The organism is Ancylobacter sp. TS-1 (assembly GCF_009223885.1).
GTDB lineage: Bacteria > Pseudomonadota > Alphaproteobacteria > Rhizobiales > Xanthobacteraceae > Ancylobacter.
The window spans coordinates 1,455,988-1,472,141 of the sequence record NZ_CP045144.1 but is presented as its reverse complement, the minus strand read 5'-3'; the positions used below and the strand labels follow the sequence as shown (position 1 = coordinate 1,472,141).

The window sequence follows — 16,154 nt, the reverse complement described above, 5'->3', positions numbered from 1 at the left end:
CGCGCAAGTGCAAGTGAATGAGGTGGCGGGGCCGGATCAGCCGGGCTTGCGGGCGCCGGCCGCCTTCTCCGTCGCGCCGAAGCCCTGCGCGTCGAGGAAGAGGTGGATGCGGTTCTGGAACTCGTCCAGCCGATGGGTGGCGATCAGCCCGGCGAGGTCGGCGCAGCCGTCGCACACCGCGTCGACCCAGCCGCGCTCAGCCTTGGCGAAGTCGCTCAGCACATAATTATGCACCAGCGCCTTGTCGCCGGGGTGACCGATGCCGAGCCGCAGGCGGGCATAGTCATTGCCGCAATGGGCGGTGATGGAGCGCAGGCCGTTATGGCCGGCATTGCCACCGCCGACCTTGTAGCGGACCTTGGCGGGGGGCAGGTCGAGTTCGTCATGGAAGACGAAGACGTCGCGCAGCTCGATCTTGTAGAAGCGCTGCGCCTCGGCCACGGCCCGGCCGGACTCGTTCATGTAGGTCTCGGGCAGCAGGGCGAGCACCTTCACGCCCTCGATCTCGCCTTCGCAGGCCGCGCCCTGGAAGCGCCGCCGCCACGGCGTGAAGCGATGGCGCCGGGCGATCGCGTCGACCGCCATGAAGCCGATATTGTGCCGGTTGCCGGCATATTTCGGCCCGGGATTGCCGAGCCCGGTGAAGAGCATCATCGCGTGCCTCCCTACCGCCGAAAGCGCGCCGGGGCCGGCGCCGAAACGACGAGAGCCGGAAGCGGGCTTCCGGCTCTCGATTCACGGATCGTCCGGGCGCGAAGCCCGTTCGTCATCGGCCGATCGCGATCAGCTCTTGGCAGCATCCGCAGCGGCGGCTGCGGCGTCGTCGGCCTCGGCTTCCTTGAGGCCCGACGGAGCGGTGATGGTGGCGAGCGTGTCGTCGCCATGGCCCGCCCAGGTCACGCCGGCCGGCAGGGTGATCGCCGACAGGTGGATCGAGTCGCCGAAGCCGTACTTCGACAGGTCGACCTCGATCGCCTCGGGGATCGCATGGGCCGGGGCGTTCAGCGAGACGGCGTGGCTGACGATGTTCAGCGTGCCGCCCTGCTTGAGGACCGCAGCGGATTCGGCGTTGAGGAAGTGCACCGGGACTTCGACGGTCAGGGTGGTGCCGGCCGCCACGCGCAGGAAGTCGACATGCACGGTGAAGTCCTTCACCGGGTCGAGCTGGTAGTCGCGCGGAATGACGTGGTGCTTCTCACCGTCGACGTCGATGTCGAACAGGGTGGTGAGGAAGTGGCCCGCATAGATGATGCGGTTGATCTCGGTATAGTCGAGCGTGATGCCGACGGGGGGCTTGCCTTCGCCGTAGATGACGGCGGGAACACGGCCGGCGCGACGATCAGCACGAGCGGCCCCCTTGCCGACCTTCGTGCGCGGCAGCGCCTTGAGCTGCTTGGTAGCGGTCATGACTTGTCCTTACATGGTTGCAAAAGGACGAAGGCCGCTCGCGCGGCCCCTTCCTCCAGGCTGGTCTGCTTGACCGTGGCGCGCCTCCAGGGGTGCGGAATGGCCACGGACGGCCGGGCTCATAGCAGCAAAAGCCTTGGCGGGCAATGCGCGGCGCGCCCGCCGCGTCAGAACTTGCCGAGCACGCCCGCCTTCACCACGCCGCTGGCGCCGGCATCGGGCCCCTGGGAGCGCTGCACCGAGATGAAGCGTTCGGCCGAGCCCACGGGCGCGCGCAGTTCGACGCCGGTGGTGACGGTCCGGCCGTCATTCATCTCGACGCTGGCGCCGAGCTTCTGGTCGCCGAGGCCGACCGGCGCCAGCGGCACGGCGTAGATGCTGCCGACGGCGAGGCCGTCATAGAGCGAGGTGGTGTTGCCGCTGGCCGAGGCGCCCAGCGTGCCGGCGGTGTAGACGGTGATGAAGTCCTGCTCGACGCCGACGCGGCCGGTGATCTCGCCGCTGCCGGAGGTGCCGGTCGTGCCGAGCGGCCCCGAAACCGGGGCGACGGCGCTGGCCTTCGAGGACACCGAAAGGTTCGCCGCGCCCTGCCGAAGCTCCATGCGGGTGGGCAGGCGGTCGGGCGTGCGCCCGGCGACGCTCTCCCGGCCGTTCGGCAGCCAGGCCGGGGCGGCGGCCTCGGCCGGCGTACCCGCCTCGGCCCCGACCGGGGCGCCGATGCCAAGCTCCAGCGCCGTCCACAGCGAGGGCGCCTCGGCGGTCTCCGCGTCCGGGTCGAAGGGAACGTAGACGTCTTCCGCCTCCGCCGTCTGCGGGGCGGGCGCGGGCTCCTGCGGCTGCGGGCTCGCGGCGGCGTCGGCCGCGTCGAGCGCGGCGCGCTGGGCGTCGTCATAGGCGGAGGGCGTCGCGTCCGTCATCGGCACCACGACGATGTTCTGCCAGGGATCGAGCGAGGTGGCCGCCAGCGGCGCCGGCGCGCTCATGAGCACGGCCGCGGCGAGCAACACGGTGCCGGCGAGGGTCTGTGCGCTCGGCAGCGCCATCGTGCGCGTCGCCGCCGGACGCGTCGAGGGAAGTCGCATCGGGGCGTCATCCGGTTCGTTGAGCGAGCCGGCAGGCTGGGGCCGAACTGTGGAATGAAAATGGCGCAGCGCACAATCGGCGCCGACAGGCACCGTATTTCCGCCTGTCGGGTAAAGGGGTGCCGCCGTCTCAGTCGAACAGGCTGGAGACGCTTTCCTCATGCGCGGTGCGGCCGATGGCCTCCGCCAGCAGGCTGGCGATGGAGACGACGCGGATGTTGCGCGCTACCCGTACCGCCTCGGTCGGCTGGATCGAGTCGGTGATCACTAGTTCCTTGAGGTTGGAGGCGGTGACGCGCGAGACCGCGCCGCCCGACAGCACGCCATGGGTGATGTAGGCGTGCACCTCGGTGGCGCCGCGTGCCAGCAGCGCGTCGGCCGCGTTCACCAGCGTGCCGCCGGAATCGATGATGTCGTCGACGAGAATGCAGCGCCGGCCCTCGACGTCGCCGATGACGTTCATCACCTCGCTCTCGCCGGGCCGCTCGCGGCGCTTGTCGACGATGGCGAGCTGGGCGTCGATGCGCTTGGCCAGCGCGCGGGCACGCACCACGCCGCCGACATCGGGCGAAACCACGGTGATGTTGGAGAGATCGAAGCGGGACTTGATGTCCTGCACCATCACCGGGGCCGAGAACAGATTGTCGGTCGGGATGTCGAAGAAGCCCTGGATCTGGCCGGCATGCAGGTCGACGGTCAGCACGCGGTCGGCGCCGGCATGGGTGATGAGGTTGGCCACCAGCTTGGCGGAGATGGGCGTGCGGCCGGAGGAGCGGCGGTCCTGGCGGGCATAGCCGAAATAGGGCAGCACGGCGGTAATGCGCTTGGCGGAGGAGCGGCGCAGCGCATCGGTGATGATGAGCAGCTCCATCAGGTGATCATTGGTCGGGAAGGAGGTCGACTGAAGGACGAACACGTCCTTGCCGCGCACATTCTCCTGGATCTCGACGAAGATCTCCATGTCGGCGAAGCGGCGGACCACCGCCTTGGTCATCGGCGTGGCGAGATACGCCCCGATCGCCTCCGCCAGCGGCCGATTGGCATTGCCGGCTACGAGTTTGATCGAACCGTTTTTCTGAGACATTTCCGGCGCGCTCCCAGCCGTCAATCGTATCGTCCGACCGTCGTACAGCCGTCGCGCAGACCTGATAGGCGGGCCGGCCCTGCCTGTAAAGCGGCGCGAGGCCCTTGCGGCGGCTTGTCCCTATGCGGCCACCGCATGGGACATGCGCGCATCACGGGTGGGCGGCGAAGGTGAGCGCGTTGGCCGGGGCGCCGGCGGCCGGCGCGGCGTCGGCGAGCGCGCTGCCGGGCTCTTCCGCGCCATCGGCGACGACGGGGCCGTCATCCTCGCGCACCGGCGGGGCGTCGGCCGGATCGAGTGTGCGGGCGGGGCCGGAGCCCGCCTTGGGCGCGCCGCCGGCGAGGCGGGTGGAAATCTCGTCGAGGCTCTTGGCGGCGATGCGCTGGATCGTCTCGTCGTCGAGGCGGTTCCAGACATCCTTGCCGGGGCCGACCTTCTCGACGCCGGAGACGCGCAGCACGCGCTCGCGGTCGGCGTCGAACACGTCCCACACCCAGTCGACCTCGCCCTTGCCGTTCTCGACGCTGGCGGCGAGGTAGCCGCGCACGCGGTAGGCGGCCTGCGACTGGCGCGAGGCGATGGGTACGCGCTGCGCCTGCGCCTCGGTGGAGAGGTTGGCGACCAGCTTGTCGAAGACGGGCTTGGGAGGGCCGTCGATCGATTCGAAGGCGAGGGCCTGATTGCCGGAAGAGGAGGAGATCGACTTGGTGGCGACCGGCCTGTTGCCGTCGGTCTGGCAGGCGCCGAGGGCGAGAGCGGCCATCAGGACCGCGGTCGTCGGCAGGCGCCGGCCAAGCACGCGGCGAAGTCGATCGAACATGAACCATCCCCAGATGGTCGGTCGCGCCACGTATCTCCGGCAGGCGGAGTCGCGGCTGTCGCCGACGGACCGGCAATGGTTAAAACTAATTAACGATTAGGTCCAGAGGGGCCGGCGTTAAGCACTCGTTACCGTTAACATCCACCAGATAGGTGCGCCCGAGGCACATGGCGGTGCCGCTCGCGCTGTCCATCAGGATCATGTGCGCGAACAGGACCATGCCGGCTTCCAGCACCCACGGATTGTCCGCGTAGAACATCGGCGGGTCCATCCAGGAGGGGGTGAATTTGGCGCCGAGCGAATAGCCGCAGGCGGCCAGGCGATGCTCGGCGAGGCCGTGCCCGTCCATCACATGGGCATGGGCGGCGAAGACGTCGCCGGCGGTGCGGCCCGGCACCATGGCGTGGGCGCAGGCTTCCAGCGCCTGCTTCGCGGCGGCGAACAGTTCGAGGTGGCGGTCGCGCGGCGGGCCGACGACGACCGTCTCCATCATCGCCGCGTGGTAGTGGCGATAGGCACCCGCCCATTCCAGCGTGATCTGGTCCTCCTCGTCCAGCACCCGGCGGCCGGACTTGTAGCGGCACAGCAGCGCGTCGCGGCCGGAGCCGATGATGAACTCGTTGGCGGGGTAGTCGCCGCCGCCCTCGAACACCGCGCCCTGCATGGCGGCCAGCACCACGCCCTCGTCGACGCCGGGGCCGACCGTGGCGATGGCGGCCTCGCGCGCGGCCAGCGCCAGCTTGCCGGCCTGCCGGACATAGATGATTTCCGCCGGCGACTTCACCGCGCGCAGCCGGTCGACGAGGCGCGAGGCGTCGGCGAGCGTGGCGACGCCGTCGAAGGCGGCGTCGAGCTTTTTGCCGGCGGCGGCGGTGAGGCCGTAGCTCTCATATTCGACGCCGATGCGCGCCCCGGCGCCGCCGAGATCCTCCACCATGGCGCGCAGCTGCTGCTGCGGCGTGGCGTCGGCGCGGTCGGTCCAGACCCGGATGTCCCCGATCAGCGAGGTGTGCTGCGCCTGCCGCAGGTCCGCCGAGCGGGTGAGCAGCGCCATGCGCCCGTCCGCCCCGAGCCACAGCGACTGGAAGAAGCAGAAGCCGAACGTGTCGTAGCCGGTGAGCCAGTACATCGACTCCTGCTGGAACATCAGCAGGCCGTCGAGGCGCTGTTCGGCGAGGACGGCAAGCAGGCGCTGCTTGCGCCGGGCGAATTCGGGATCGGTGAAGTGCAGGGTCATGAGAGTTCTTCAGACCAGCGTGATGGCGGCGACGAGGCGTCCGTAATCGGGTTCGCCGCGATGGGTGGCGCGGCGATAGGAGAAGAAGCGCGTCTCGTCGGCATAGGTGTCGAGGCCGAGATCGTCGATAGTGCCGACGCCCAGCGCGGCCAGCCGCGCGGCGATGTAGCCGGGCAGGTCGAACATGGCGTGGTTCGCCCGTGCCGAGGCGGCGAGGAAGCGGTCGTTGCGGGCGTCGAGGCCGGTCAGCGTGTCGATGAAATCCGGGCCGACCTCGTAGCTCTCCTGCCGGATCAGCGGGCCGATGGCGGCGACGACCCGCTCGCGGCGCGCGCCGAGTTGCTCCATACGGGCCAGCGTCGCGTCGAGCACGCCGCCGACCGCGCCCTTCCAGCCGGCATGGGCGGCGCCGACGACGCGCGCCTGCGGGTCGGCGAACAGCACCGGCCCGCAATCGGCGATGGAGACGGCGGCAGCGATGCCGGGCGTGGCGGTGGCGACCGCATCGGCCTTCGGGCGCTCGTCCCATGGCCGGTCGACCACCACGCAGTCCGGCGAATGGATCTGCCAGGCGGTGAGCAGGTGGCCGGCCGGCACGCCGAGCGTGGCCGCCATGCGGGCGCGGTTCTCGGCGACCAGCGACTGGTCGTCGCGCGAGCCGGTGCCCCCGTTCAGCCCGGCATAGATGCCTTCCGACACGCCACCCTCGCGGGTGAAGAAGGCGTGGCGGATGCCGGGCAGGGCGCTGAGCGCGGCGGACTCGACCTTCATGCGGAACCTTCCTCGAATGCCTAGCCGGGAGCGAATCCGGCGATCTCCTTGAGAGCAGGATGCACCAGAGCGAGCGCCTTGAAGAGAGTGCCCATCTGGCCTTCGTCCGAGCCGGCGAGGCGCAGGCGCGCGGCCTCCACCATTTCCCGGTCGGCCTCGCTGGCGGCGCGCTTCAGCCGGAAGGCGCGGTCGTCGAGGCCGAGCCGCTGCAGCAGCGCGCCCTGGGGGAGCGGGCCGAAGGCGCGGGCGCCGGCGCCCATTGCCGCGCGGGCGAGGGCGGCGAAATCGACATGGGCGGTGAGATCGGCCTGGCCGGGATGGGCCAGCACATCGTCAAACGCGTGCCGGTAAAGAGCCTGCAGCGTGTCGCCGAATCCTCCCGCATGGCCGTAGTCGACCAGCAGGGCGGCGCCGCCGCTCAAAGCGAGCCGGGCGCCGAGCGTCGCGGCGACGGACAGGCCGAGCGGGCAGATTTCCAGCACCGCGCCGGGTGGGGCGACTGCGAGACGCGCCTCGGCGCGGGAATCGAGCCGGGCGCCGGGGCGCAGGCCGAAAGCGAGGTTTCCCGCCGCGTCGAGACCGACCATGCGCTCGGCGATGCCGTCCGGCGTGCGGACGAACTGGCGGATGGGCAGCGCGTCGATGAACTCATTGGCAAGCAGGACCAGAGGGCCGGGCGGCAGTGCCTCGATCCGCTCCACCCATTCGACGGGATAGGCGCGCAGGGTTTCGGCCTGCTTTGCCCGCAGGCGCGGCGAGGCTTCCACCAGCACGACCCGCGCGGCCTCATGGAAGCCGGCGACGCGGGCGGTGGCGCGCAGAATGTCGGCCATCATCGTGCCGCGCCCCGGGCCGAGTTCGGCGAGGACGAAGGGCGCGGGCGAACCCAGGCGCAGCCAGGTCTCCGCCGCCCACAGGCCGAGCAGTTCGCCGAACATCTGGCTGATCTCCGGCGCGGTGACGAAGTCGCCCGTGGCGCCGAAGGGTTCGCGCGTCGTGTAATAGCCGTGCGCCGGGTGGAACAGGCACTGTTCCATGTAGTCGGCCACGGTGAGCGGCCCGGTCAGCGCGATCTGCCGGGCGAGGATGTCGGACAGGGCCGTCATGCCGGGCGCACGTCGAGCGCCGGCCGGCGGCGGGCGCGCCACACCAGCCACGATCCCAGCGCCAGCATCGGCAGGGACAGCACCATGCCCATGGTGAGCCAGCCGCCGGCGAGATAGCCGAGCTGGGCGTCGGGCTCGCGGAAGAACTCCACGAAGATGCGGGCGCAGCCATAGAGGAACACGAACAGGCCGGCCACGGTGCCGGGCCGCTTCAGGGCGCCGGCCCGCACGGCCAGCAGCAGGATAGCGAAGATGGCCAGCCCTTCCAGCCCGGCCTCGTAGAGCTGGCTGGGATGGCGCGGCTCCGGCCCGCCATGGGGGAAGACGAAGGCCCAGGCGACGTCGGTCGGCCGGCCCCACAATTCGCCGTTGATGAAATTGGCCAGCCGGCCGAGGAACAGCCCGATGGGCACCACGGTCGCGGCGATGTCGAGCATCGAGACGAAGGGCAGGCTCCGGCGCCGGCAGAACAGGTACATGGCGAGGACGGAGCCGAGGAACCCGCCGTGGAAGGCCATGCCGCCATGCCAGACGGTGAACGCCTCCAGCGGGTGCGCGGCGTAATAGGGCAAATTGTAGAACAGCACATAGCCGATGCGCCCGCCGAGGATGACGCCGAAGGCGATCCACACCACGGCGTCGTCGAACTCCTCCGGCTTGATCGGCGCGCGGCCGCCCCACAGCGCCGGCGAGGCGCACAGCCGCTTGGCCAGCCACCAGCCGAGTAGCAGCCCGGCGACATAGGCGAGCGCGTACCAGCGGATCGCGAACGGCCCCAGCTCGATCAGCACGGGGTCTATGCTCGGGAAGGGCAGGGCGAACAGCGGCGGGGCGAGCATGGGCATGGACGGTCTCGGCGGGAGGCGGGCGCGCCGCCGGAATCATGACGGGGAGCGCGCCGGACGGGAAGCCCCCGCTTTGCCCCCCTCGCGTGACAGGATCAAGGCGCGTGGCTTTGCCGGCACCCCGGTCGGCACCCAACCCTTGCGAACGCCTCGCCGACGCCCCATTTTTCGCGTAAAGGCAGCGCATTGCGCCGGCTGTCATGCCGGCCGCCATTTTACTGGCCCACGTCTTACTGGCCCACGTCGCGAGATGACCATGACCCAGACCAGCAGCCGAATCTTCGACGACTTCGCCAAGCTGATGAACGATGCCGCCGGCGTGGCGACCGGCGTGCGCCGCGAGGCGGAGACGGTGATGCGCGCGCAGGCCGAGCGTATCCTGCGCGAGCTTGACGTCGTCACCCGCGAGGAGTTCGAGACGGTGAAGGAACTCGCCGCCGCCGCCCGCGAGGAGAATGAGCGCCTTGCCGCGCGCCTCGCCGTGCTGGAGGCGAAGGAGGCCAAGCTCGAGGCCACCATCGACCCGCCGGATTCGCTCGGCTGACGAACCAATGCCGGGCAACGGGGCTCCCCGCTGTGGACGCACCGCCGGCAGGTTGCACGCAGGCTTGCGGTACCGGGGCGAATCCCCCGACAAGTTTCGCCATGGAGCGCTTTTCGGCGACCCATGGCCCATCGGTCGTAGCGAGGTACGGATTCAGCGCGATATAGTCGGGACAGCGGCGATTCGTTCGATTCTCGAACGCCTTGCCGGACTCACCGTCGCGTTGCGTGCGTTCGACCCCCTCCGCGCCCACCCTCGCGAGGTCGAGCATGACCTATACAAGTGACTTCGAGACCGACAGCCGCCTGAACCCGCTCGATCTCGTCGAGCGGATGGCTGCCCTCAACGAATGGTCGTTCGAGCGTTCGGCCGAGGACGAGATCACCATCTCGCTGGAAGGCCGCTGGACCGACTGCCACGTCTCCTTCCAGTGGATGGACGAGGTCGAGGCGCTGCACATCGCCTGCGCCTTCGACCTGAAGGTGCCGGAGAAGCGCAAGACCGAGGTCCTGCGCCTGCTCTCGCTGATCAACGAGCAGATGTGGATCGGCCATTTCGACCTCTGGTCGAAGGAGGGCGTGATCATGTTCCGCCATGCCCTGCTGCTGGCCGGCGCGGAAGCGACCGACCGCCAGTGCGAGGTACTGATGGAATGCGCCATCGAGGCGGTGGAGCGCTATTTCCCCGCCTTCCAGTTCGTCGTCTGGGCCGGCAAGTCGGCCCGCGAGGCGATGGACGCCACGCTGTTCGAGACCGTCGGCGAGGCGTGAACCCGTAGCGCCGTCCTCCCGGACGGACGCAGGCCGATCCGGGACCCGCGCGCCAGAGTGGGAGCGACCCCGGCTTGAAGCCCTTCGGGCGGCGGCCGGCGCCTCAGCACGACGAGCCTCATCGCATGGCGGAGCGGCGCTGCCGCTCCCAGAGTGGCCGCCGCCTGCACGCCGTCGTCCTGAGGTGCCCGGCGCAGCCGGGCCTCGAAGGATGGACCCTTCCGCTGTCCGTCAAAAGCGTGGACGCACCGCGCCGGGACGAGGCGTCGCCGCGCGGGACAGGCTATGCTGGGCGTAAGAACGTTCCTTTCGCATCAGACGCAGAGTCCCACGATGGCCACACTTTCCGACATTCCCGGGCGGGTGCTGCTCGTCGGCGCCGGCAAGATGGGCGGCGCCATGCTGGAGGGCTGGATCGGCCTCGGCCTCGATCCGGCGCGCACGGCGGTGATCGATCCCGGCCCGCCGCCGGAGATCGCGGCGCTGATCGAGAAGCACGGCGTCGTGCTGAACCCGCTCAATGGCGGCCCTCCGAGCGTGATGCTGCTGGCGGTGAAGCCGCAGGTGGCGCCCGACGTGCTGGCCCGCGTCGCCCCGCTGGCGGGGCCGCAGACGCTGATCGTCTCGGTCATGGCCGGCCGCACCATCGGCTTCCTCGAATCCTTCTTCGCGCCCGGAATCGCCGTGGTGCGCTCCATCCCCAATACGCCGGCGGCGATCGGGCGCGGCGTCACCGTCGCCGTACCCAATGCGGCGGTGACGCCCGAGCAGCGTGTGATCGCCGAGGCGCTGCTGCGTGCCTCCGGCATCGTGGAATGGGTGGACGACGAGGATCTGATCGACGTCGCCACCGCCGTCTCCGGGTCGGGCCCGGCCTATGTCTTCCTGCTCGCCGAGGCGCTGGCCCAGGCGGGCGCCGCCGCCGGGCTGCCGGCTGATCTCGCCGACCGCATCGCCCGGGCGACGGTGGCGGGCGCGGGCGAGCTGATGATCCGCTCCGGCATCGATCCGGCTCAGCTGCGCCGGAACGTCACCTCGCCCAACGGCACCACGGCGGCGGCGCTGGCCGTGCTGATGGACGAGGCGAAGGGCTTCGGCCCGCTGCTGACCGAGGCGGTGGCGGCGGCGGCCCGGCGCTCGCGCGAACTGGCCGGCTGACGCGGAGAATTGATGCGCGCTTGCGCCATGCCAAGGCGTGGCGGCGGCGGCCGTGGCCTTCTCCTCGCCACCTGCACGCCCTAGATTGAAGGCGAGCAACGTTCAGGACAGGAGGTCTTCATGGCACGCTCTCCGGGAACGAAAGCCGCCGCCGCACCGGCGGCCGATCCGCGCACGACGATCCTCGACGGCTTCCTCGTGCTGCTGGCGCAGAAGCCTTTCGAACGCATCTCCCTCGGCGAGGTGGCGACGCAGGCCGGCGTCACCCTGGCCGAACTGCGCGCGAGCTTCGGCTCCACCTTCGACATGCTGTCCGCCTTCCTGCGCGAGACCGACCGCAAGGTGCTGGCCGGCGCAGGCGAAGATATGGACGGCGAATCCGCCCGCGACCGGCTGTTCGACGTGCTGATGCGCCGGCTCGACGCGCTCGCCCCGCACAAGGCGGCGATCCGCTCGCTGGCGGAATCGGCGCGGCGCAACCCGTTCTTCGCGCTGGCGCTCAACCGCCTGTCGGTACGCTCGCAGCAATGGATGCTGGCGGCGGCGAAGATCGACACCGCCGGCGCCCGCGGCGCCGTGCGCGCGCAGGGCCTTGCCTTGCTCTTCGCCCGCGTGATGCAGACCTTCCTTGCCGATGACGAGCCGGACCTCGCCCGCACCATGGCCGCGCTCGACCGCGAGCTGGCGCGGGGCGAGCGTATGCTCGGCTTCGTGGAAGGGGCCGCCCGGCTTGCGCGGTGCGCGGGCCGTCGCCGCCCGAAGCCCGCCGCCGCCCCGGCCTCGCCGCCGGACGCGCCGGCCATGGCCTGACGGCCGCCATCGTCACCAGTGAGGAACGTCCCGTGAGCCTTGCGCCGCTCGAACAGATAACGATCGCCGATTTCCTCAAGGTGGACATCCGCGTCGGCACCATCATTCAGGCCGAGCCGTTCCCGGAGGCGCGCAAGCCGGCCTACAAGCTGGTGATCGACTTCGGGCCGCATGTCGGCTGCCGCCGGTCCTCGGCGCAGATCACGGTGCACTACGCGCCGGAGGACCTGATCGGCCGGCAGGTGGCCGCCGTCGTCAACTTCCCGCCGCGCCAGATCGGCCCGGCGCTGTCGGAGGTGCTGACGCTGGGCTTTCCGGACGAGGACGGCGCGGTGGTGCTGTTCAAGCCCGACCGCGAGGTGCCGAACGGCGCGCGGCTGTTCTGAGCAATAGCCGTCATCCCGGCCGAGCGAAGCGAGAGCCGGGATCGCGCCCCGATTCCTGCGCAGCGATGACGGCTTCACCCTCTCCCCGACGGGGAGAGGGTTGGGGTGAGGGGGGCGGGAGATGGGTCTTCGCCGCTCCGCAGCCGTGTCGCCCCTCACCGACCCGCTTCGCGGGCCACCTCTCCCCGCCGGGGAGAGGCAAGGAAGGCAGGGGCCCGGCACGACACTTCAGACCGGAATCCGCACGCTCGCCCGCAGCCCTCCGAGCGGGCTTTCACCGAGGGTGACATCGCCGCCATGGGCGCGGGCGGCATCGCGCGCGATGGTGAGGCCGAGCCCGGAGCCGCCGGCGTCCTGATTGCGCGCATCGTCCAGACGCACGAAGGGGCGGAACACGTCCTCGCGCCGGTCCTGCGGGATGCCGGGGCCGTCATCGTCGACGGTGACGATCAGCCAGCGCTCGTCGCGGGTGCCGGTGATGACGATCCGCCGGCCGTGCCGGCAGGCGTTCATCGCCAGATTGGCGAGGCAGCGGCGGAAGGCGTCGATGCGCAGCATGACCAGCGGGTCGCCGGTGAAGCTGGCGGTGACGTCGGCGCCGTGGCGCTCGGCATTGGCGCGCACGTCCTCGACGATGCGGGCGACATCCACCGTCACCGGCGGCTCGGCGACATCCTCGCGGGCAAAGGCGAGATAGGCCTCCAGCATGCTCTGTAGCTCGTCGACATCCTTGCGCAGCGCCTCGGTGTCGGGCGTGTCGCCGATCAGCGCCAGCTCCAGCTTGAAGCGGGTGAGGATGGTGCGCATGTCGTGGCTGACGCCGGCCAGCATGGTCGTGCGCTGCTCGATCTGGCGCTCGATGCGTCGCTTCATCTCCAGGAAGGCGAGCGCCGCCCCGCGCACCTCGCGCGCCCCGCGCGGGCGGAATCCGGCGACCTCGCGCCCCTTGCCGAAGGCGATGGCGGCGTCGGCGAGTGCCTCGATCGGCTTGATCTGGTTGCGCAGGAACAGGATGGCGACGGCCATCAGCACCAGCGAGGTGCCGACCATCCAGACGAGGAAGATGTGCGAGTTGGAGAGATAGGCCTGCGAGCGGCGGGCGAAGACCCGCATCACCATGCCGTCGAGCTGGATGCGGACCTCGATGAGGCTGGAATTGCCCACCGTGTCGGTCCAGAACGGCCGGCGCAGCCGCTTCACCAGTTCGCCGGTGAAGGCGGAATCGAGGATGGAGAAGAACGGCTTCGGCCCCGGCGGCGGCAGCCGCTCGTCGGGCAGGAACTCGACGGTGAGCCCCATGTTGAACTGGGCGATGCGCTTGATGCGCTCCTGATCGGCCGGGGTGGGAAAGGCGACCGCAAGCTCGGCGAGCGCGGAGATGTCCTGCGAGACGGCTGCCGAGAGACGGCGCGTCACCATGTTGTAGTGGCGCTCCATGAAGACGAAGGCCAGCACCGATTGCAGGATCACCACCGGGGTGATGATGATGATGAGCGAGCGGGCATACAGGCCCTTCGGCATCACCCGGTTGAACCAGGCGCCGAAGCGGGCATTGTTCTCGCGCATGCGCTTCTGCGTCAGGCGCAGCCGAGCGCGCGCGGCGCCCACCATGCTCGTGTCGAGCACGCTCAAGGCGCGACGACCAGACGGTAGCCGACGCCGCGCACGGTCTGCACATAGGCGGGGTTGGCGGGATCGCGCTCGATCTTGCGGCGCAGGCGGTTGACCTGCACGTCGACCGCGCGGTCGCCGGCGGCCACGCCCGGGGCGACCAGCGCCTGACGGGGCACGGTCTCGCCCGGCTTCTCGCCGAGCACGCGCAGCATGTCGCGCTCGCGGTCGGTGAGGCGCACCGGCTCGCCCTCGCGGGTCAGCTCGCCGCGTGCCAGATGGAAGACGAACGGCCCGAAGCGGACGGATTCGATCGCCTGCGCCGGCGGGGGAACGGCGCGCTTGATGATGTTGCCGATGCGCAGCAGCAGCTCGCGCGGCTCGAACGGCTTGCCGAGATAGTCGTCGGCGCCGATCTCCAGCCCCTCGATGCGGTCGCCGGAATCCGAGCGCGCCGTGAGCATGAGGATGGGCACGGACGAGGTGGTGCGTACCGAGCGGGCGAGGTCGAAACCGCTCTCGCCGGGCATCATCACGTCGAGGATGAGCAGGTCGAAGGCGAGGCCGGCGAGATGGGCGCGCGCGTCCGCCGCCGATTCCGCGGTCGTGACGCGGTAGCCGTGCTCGGTGAGGAAGCGCGAGAGCAGGGTGCGGATTCGCCGGTCGTCGTCGACGATCAGCAGATGGAAGGCGTCGTCGGCAGGCATGGGCCGGGCGTTCCTCGGGTCGTCGGCCACGGCGGCCTTGGCGTCGAGCATGGGCGGGTCCCCGTCAGCCGGCCGAACGGGCGCGGGCCGCGCTTCGCGTCTCCGCCGCCTGGTCGGCGCGGGCAATCAGTTTCTCGGTCGGGCTGCGATCTTCGGGGTCGATCATGGCGACAAGAAAGCGGCGCACGGTATCGCGCGACTCCGAGCCGCTTTCCTCCAGCGCGCGGCGCAGGCGGCCGGACTGAATGGCGACGAACTGCTGCGCCAGCGCCTCGCCCTTCGGCGTGAGGTAGAGCAGGCGCTGGCGGCGGTCGGAAGCGCCGGCGCGGCTGTCGATGAAGCCCTGGTCCACCAATTCGCGCAGCACGCGCCCCAGGCTCTGCTTGGTGATGCGCAAGATGTCGAGCAGGTCGGTCACGCGCATACCAGGGTGGCGATGCACGAAATGCAGCACGCGGTGATGCGCGCGGCCGAAGCCGATGCCGCCGAGAATTTCGTCGGGGTCGCTGACGAAGTTGCGGTAGGCAAAGAAGAAAAGCTCGATCAGGTCGAGCATCGGCTCGGCCTCGGCGGCGCCGGCAGGGCGCGGCGAGGGGGCCGGATCGCCCTTGCCCGCGCGATGGGTCAGCGAGACATTTATGTCAGCCATGTTGACTTTTTTCGTTATGATCGTTACCCAGATGTCCCGTTCAACGAAAGGATCGTTCGGCACGCCGGCCGATCCGGTTCGGAACAGGACTTGATCGCCTGCTCAACGGGGCGGCGAACGATAACGGGACTTCGGCCGCGAGGCAAAATATTGCGCTTTCGCGTTCAGGGCCGAACCCGCAATGTCGAAGGCATTGAGGCCGCTGGTGCCATCCATGGCGCGCCGGCGGTCCGTTTGGGAGACTTACCATGGCGAGCGAACCTTTCGACAAACGCAGCGGCTGGATCTGGTACGACGGCGCCTTCGTGCCGTGGCAGGATGCCCAGGTCCACGTGCTGACCCACGGGCTGCACTATGGCAGCTGCGTATTCGAGGGCGAGCGCGCCTATGGCGGCGAGATTTTCAAGCTCGAGGAGCACACGGCGCGCCTGAAGGAAAGCGCCCGGCTGCTCGACTTCGAGATTCCCTATGGCGAGGACGAGATCAACGCCGCCTGCCGAGAGATTCTGGTCCGCCAGAAGTTCAAGGACGCCTATCTCCGCCCGGTCGCCTGGCGCGGCTCGGACATGATGGGCGTGTCGGCGCAGAACAACCAGATCCATCTCGCCATCGCGGCGTGGGAATGGCCGAGCTATTTCGATCCGGCGCAGCGCCTGAAGGGCATCCGCATCGACGAGGCCAAGTACCGCCGCCCCGACCCGGCGACGGCGCCCTCGACCTCGAAGGCGGCGGGTCTGTACATGATCTGCACCATCTCCAAGCACGCCGCCGAGCGTAACGGCTATGCCGACGCGCTGATGCTCGACTGGCGCGGCCGCGTGGCCGAGTGCACCGGCGCCAACGTCTTCTTCGTGAAGGACGGCGTGATCCACACGCCGGAGGCCGATGCCTTCCTCAACGGCATCACGCGCCAGACGGTGATCGCGCTCGCCAAGCGTCGCGGCTATGAGGTGAACGAGCGGGCGATCATGCCCGAGGAGCTGGAGAGCTTCGACGAGTGCTTCATCACCGGCACCGCCGCCGAGGTGACGCCGGTGTCGGAGATCGCCGGCCGCCACTACCAGCCCGGCCCCGTCACCAAGACGCTGCTGGACGACTACATGGCCGAAGTGCAGCCGAAGAAGGCCGAGGCGGCCTGATCGCTTCGCGCTCCCCCGGGGAAACGAA

General features: G+C 70.0%; 18 protein-coding genes. 6 read left to right on the top strand and 12 right to left on the bottom strand.

The window, feature by feature from the left end:
* Positions 1–36: 36 nt before the first annotated feature.
* The 9 genes from pth to lgt all read right to left on the bottom strand — a co-directional run bounded on the left by pth (position 37) and on the right by lgt (position 8,352).
* Positions 37–654 (bottom strand): aminoacyl-tRNA hydrolase, encoded by a 618-nt coding sequence (pth, locus tag GBB76_RS07105; RefSeq protein ID WP_152302658.1) that lies wholly within the window; start codon positions 652–654, stop codon positions 37–39.
* A 129-nt stretch (positions 655–783) separates the two neighbouring features.
* Positions 784–1,407, bottom strand: coding sequence for a 50S ribosomal protein L25/general stress protein Ctc (locus tag GBB76_RS07100; protein ID WP_152302657.1), 624 nt, complete (start codon positions 1,405–1,407; stop codon positions 784–786).
* A 167-nt stretch (positions 1,408–1,574) separates the two neighbouring features.
* Positions 1,575–2,489, bottom strand: coding sequence for a hypothetical protein (locus GBB76_RS07095; protein WP_152302656.1), 915 nt, complete (start codon positions 2,487–2,489; stop codon positions 1,575–1,577).
* A 130-nt stretch (positions 2,490–2,619) separates the two neighbouring features.
* Positions 2,620–3,573: a ribose-phosphate pyrophosphokinase gene (locus GBB76_RS07090; RefSeq protein WP_152302655.1), complete on the bottom strand. Its 954-nt coding sequence runs from the start codon at positions 3,571–3,573 to the stop codon at positions 2,620–2,622.
* A 151-nt stretch (positions 3,574–3,724) separates the two neighbouring features.
* Positions 3,725–4,393 carry a hypothetical protein gene (locus GBB76_RS07085; protein WP_152302654.1) on the bottom strand — a complete coding sequence of 223 codons (669 nt, stop codon included), beginning with the start codon at positions 4,391–4,393 and terminating at the stop codon, positions 3,725–3,727.
* Between the two features lie 85 nt (positions 4,394–4,478).
* On the bottom strand, positions 4,479–5,630 hold the full coding sequence (locus GBB76_RS07080; protein ID WP_152302653.1) for a Xaa-Pro peptidase family protein: 1,152 nt from the start codon (positions 5,628–5,630) through the stop codon (positions 4,479–4,481).
* Between the two features lie 9 nt (positions 5,631–5,639).
* On the bottom strand, positions 5,640–6,401 hold the full coding sequence (gene pgeF, locus GBB76_RS07075) for a peptidoglycan editing factor PgeF (RefSeq protein ID WP_152302652.1): 762 nt from the start codon (positions 6,399–6,401) through the stop codon (positions 5,640–5,642).
* A 20-nt stretch (positions 6,402–6,421) separates the two neighbouring features.
* Positions 6,422–7,507 (bottom strand): class I SAM-dependent methyltransferase, encoded by a 1,086-nt coding sequence (locus GBB76_RS07070; RefSeq protein WP_152302651.1) that lies wholly within the window; start codon positions 7,505–7,507, stop codon positions 6,422–6,424.
* Positions 7,504–8,352, bottom strand: coding sequence for a prolipoprotein diacylglyceryl transferase (gene lgt, locus GBB76_RS07065; protein ID WP_152302650.1), 849 nt, complete (start codon positions 8,350–8,352; stop codon positions 7,504–7,506). The genes GBB76_RS07070 and lgt overlap by 4 nt, the downstream gene beginning before the upstream one ends.
* 256 nt (positions 8,353–8,608) lie before the next feature.
* Between lgt and GBB76_RS07060 the strand changes: the two genes are divergently transcribed.
* The 5 genes from GBB76_RS07060 to GBB76_RS07040 all read left to right on the top strand — a co-directional run bounded on the left by GBB76_RS07060 (position 8,609) and on the right by GBB76_RS07040 (position 12,020).
* Positions 8,609–8,896: an accessory factor UbiK family protein gene (locus GBB76_RS07060; protein ID WP_152302649.1), complete on the top strand. Its 288-nt coding sequence runs from the start codon at positions 8,609–8,611 to the stop codon at positions 8,894–8,896.
* Positions 8,897–9,165: 269 nt separating this feature from the next.
* Complete coding sequence (locus tag GBB76_RS07055) at positions 9,166–9,666, top strand: YbjN domain-containing protein (protein ID WP_152302648.1); 501 nt, start codon at positions 9,166–9,168, stop codon at positions 9,664–9,666.
* A gap of 333 nt (positions 9,667–9,999) precedes the next feature.
* The gene (gene proC / locus GBB76_RS07050; protein ID WP_152302647.1) at positions 10,000–10,824 is read left to right on the top strand and encodes a pyrroline-5-carboxylate reductase; all 825 of its coding nucleotides are present in this window, start codon (positions 10,000–10,002) and stop codon (positions 10,822–10,824) included.
* Positions 10,825–10,944: 120 nt separating this feature from the next.
* Positions 10,945–11,634, top strand: a complete 690-nt coding sequence (locus GBB76_RS07045; RefSeq protein ID WP_152302646.1) for a TetR/AcrR family transcriptional regulator — start codon at positions 10,945–10,947, stop codon at positions 11,632–11,634.
* A gap of 32 nt (positions 11,635–11,666) precedes the next feature.
* Positions 11,667–12,020, top strand: a complete 354-nt coding sequence (locus GBB76_RS07040; protein WP_152302645.1) for a tRNA-binding protein — start codon at positions 11,667–11,669, stop codon at positions 12,018–12,020.
* A gap of 228 nt (positions 12,021–12,248) precedes the next feature.
* Here GBB76_RS07040 and GBB76_RS07035 read toward each other — a convergent pair whose 3' ends face one another.
* From GBB76_RS07035 to GBB76_RS07025, 3 genes are read right to left on the bottom strand one after another with little or no spacing between them, the layout of a single operon-like run.
* Positions 12,249–13,652 (bottom strand): ATP-binding protein, encoded by a 1,404-nt coding sequence (locus tag GBB76_RS07035; protein ID WP_152302644.1) that lies wholly within the window; start codon positions 13,650–13,652, stop codon positions 12,249–12,251.
* Positions 13,649–14,389, bottom strand: a complete 741-nt coding sequence (locus GBB76_RS07030; RefSeq protein WP_152302643.1) for a response regulator — start codon at positions 14,387–14,389, stop codon at positions 13,649–13,651. The genes GBB76_RS07035 and GBB76_RS07030 overlap by 4 nt, the downstream gene beginning before the upstream one ends.
* A 13-nt stretch (positions 14,390–14,402) precedes the next feature.
* The gene (locus GBB76_RS07025) at positions 14,403–14,987 is read right to left on the bottom strand and encodes a MarR family winged helix-turn-helix transcriptional regulator (protein WP_152304778.1); all 585 of its coding nucleotides are present in this window, start codon (positions 14,985–14,987) and stop codon (positions 14,403–14,405) included.
* A 248-nt stretch (positions 14,988–15,235) separates the two neighbouring features.
* Here GBB76_RS07025 and GBB76_RS07020 point away from each other — a divergent pair, with 248 nt between their 5' ends.
* A complete protein-coding gene (locus GBB76_RS07020) occupies positions 15,236–16,126 on the top strand; it encodes a branched-chain amino acid aminotransferase (RefSeq protein WP_152302642.1) in 891 nt (296 codons plus the stop codon).
* The last annotated feature ends 28 nt before the right edge of the window (positions 16,127–16,154 follow it).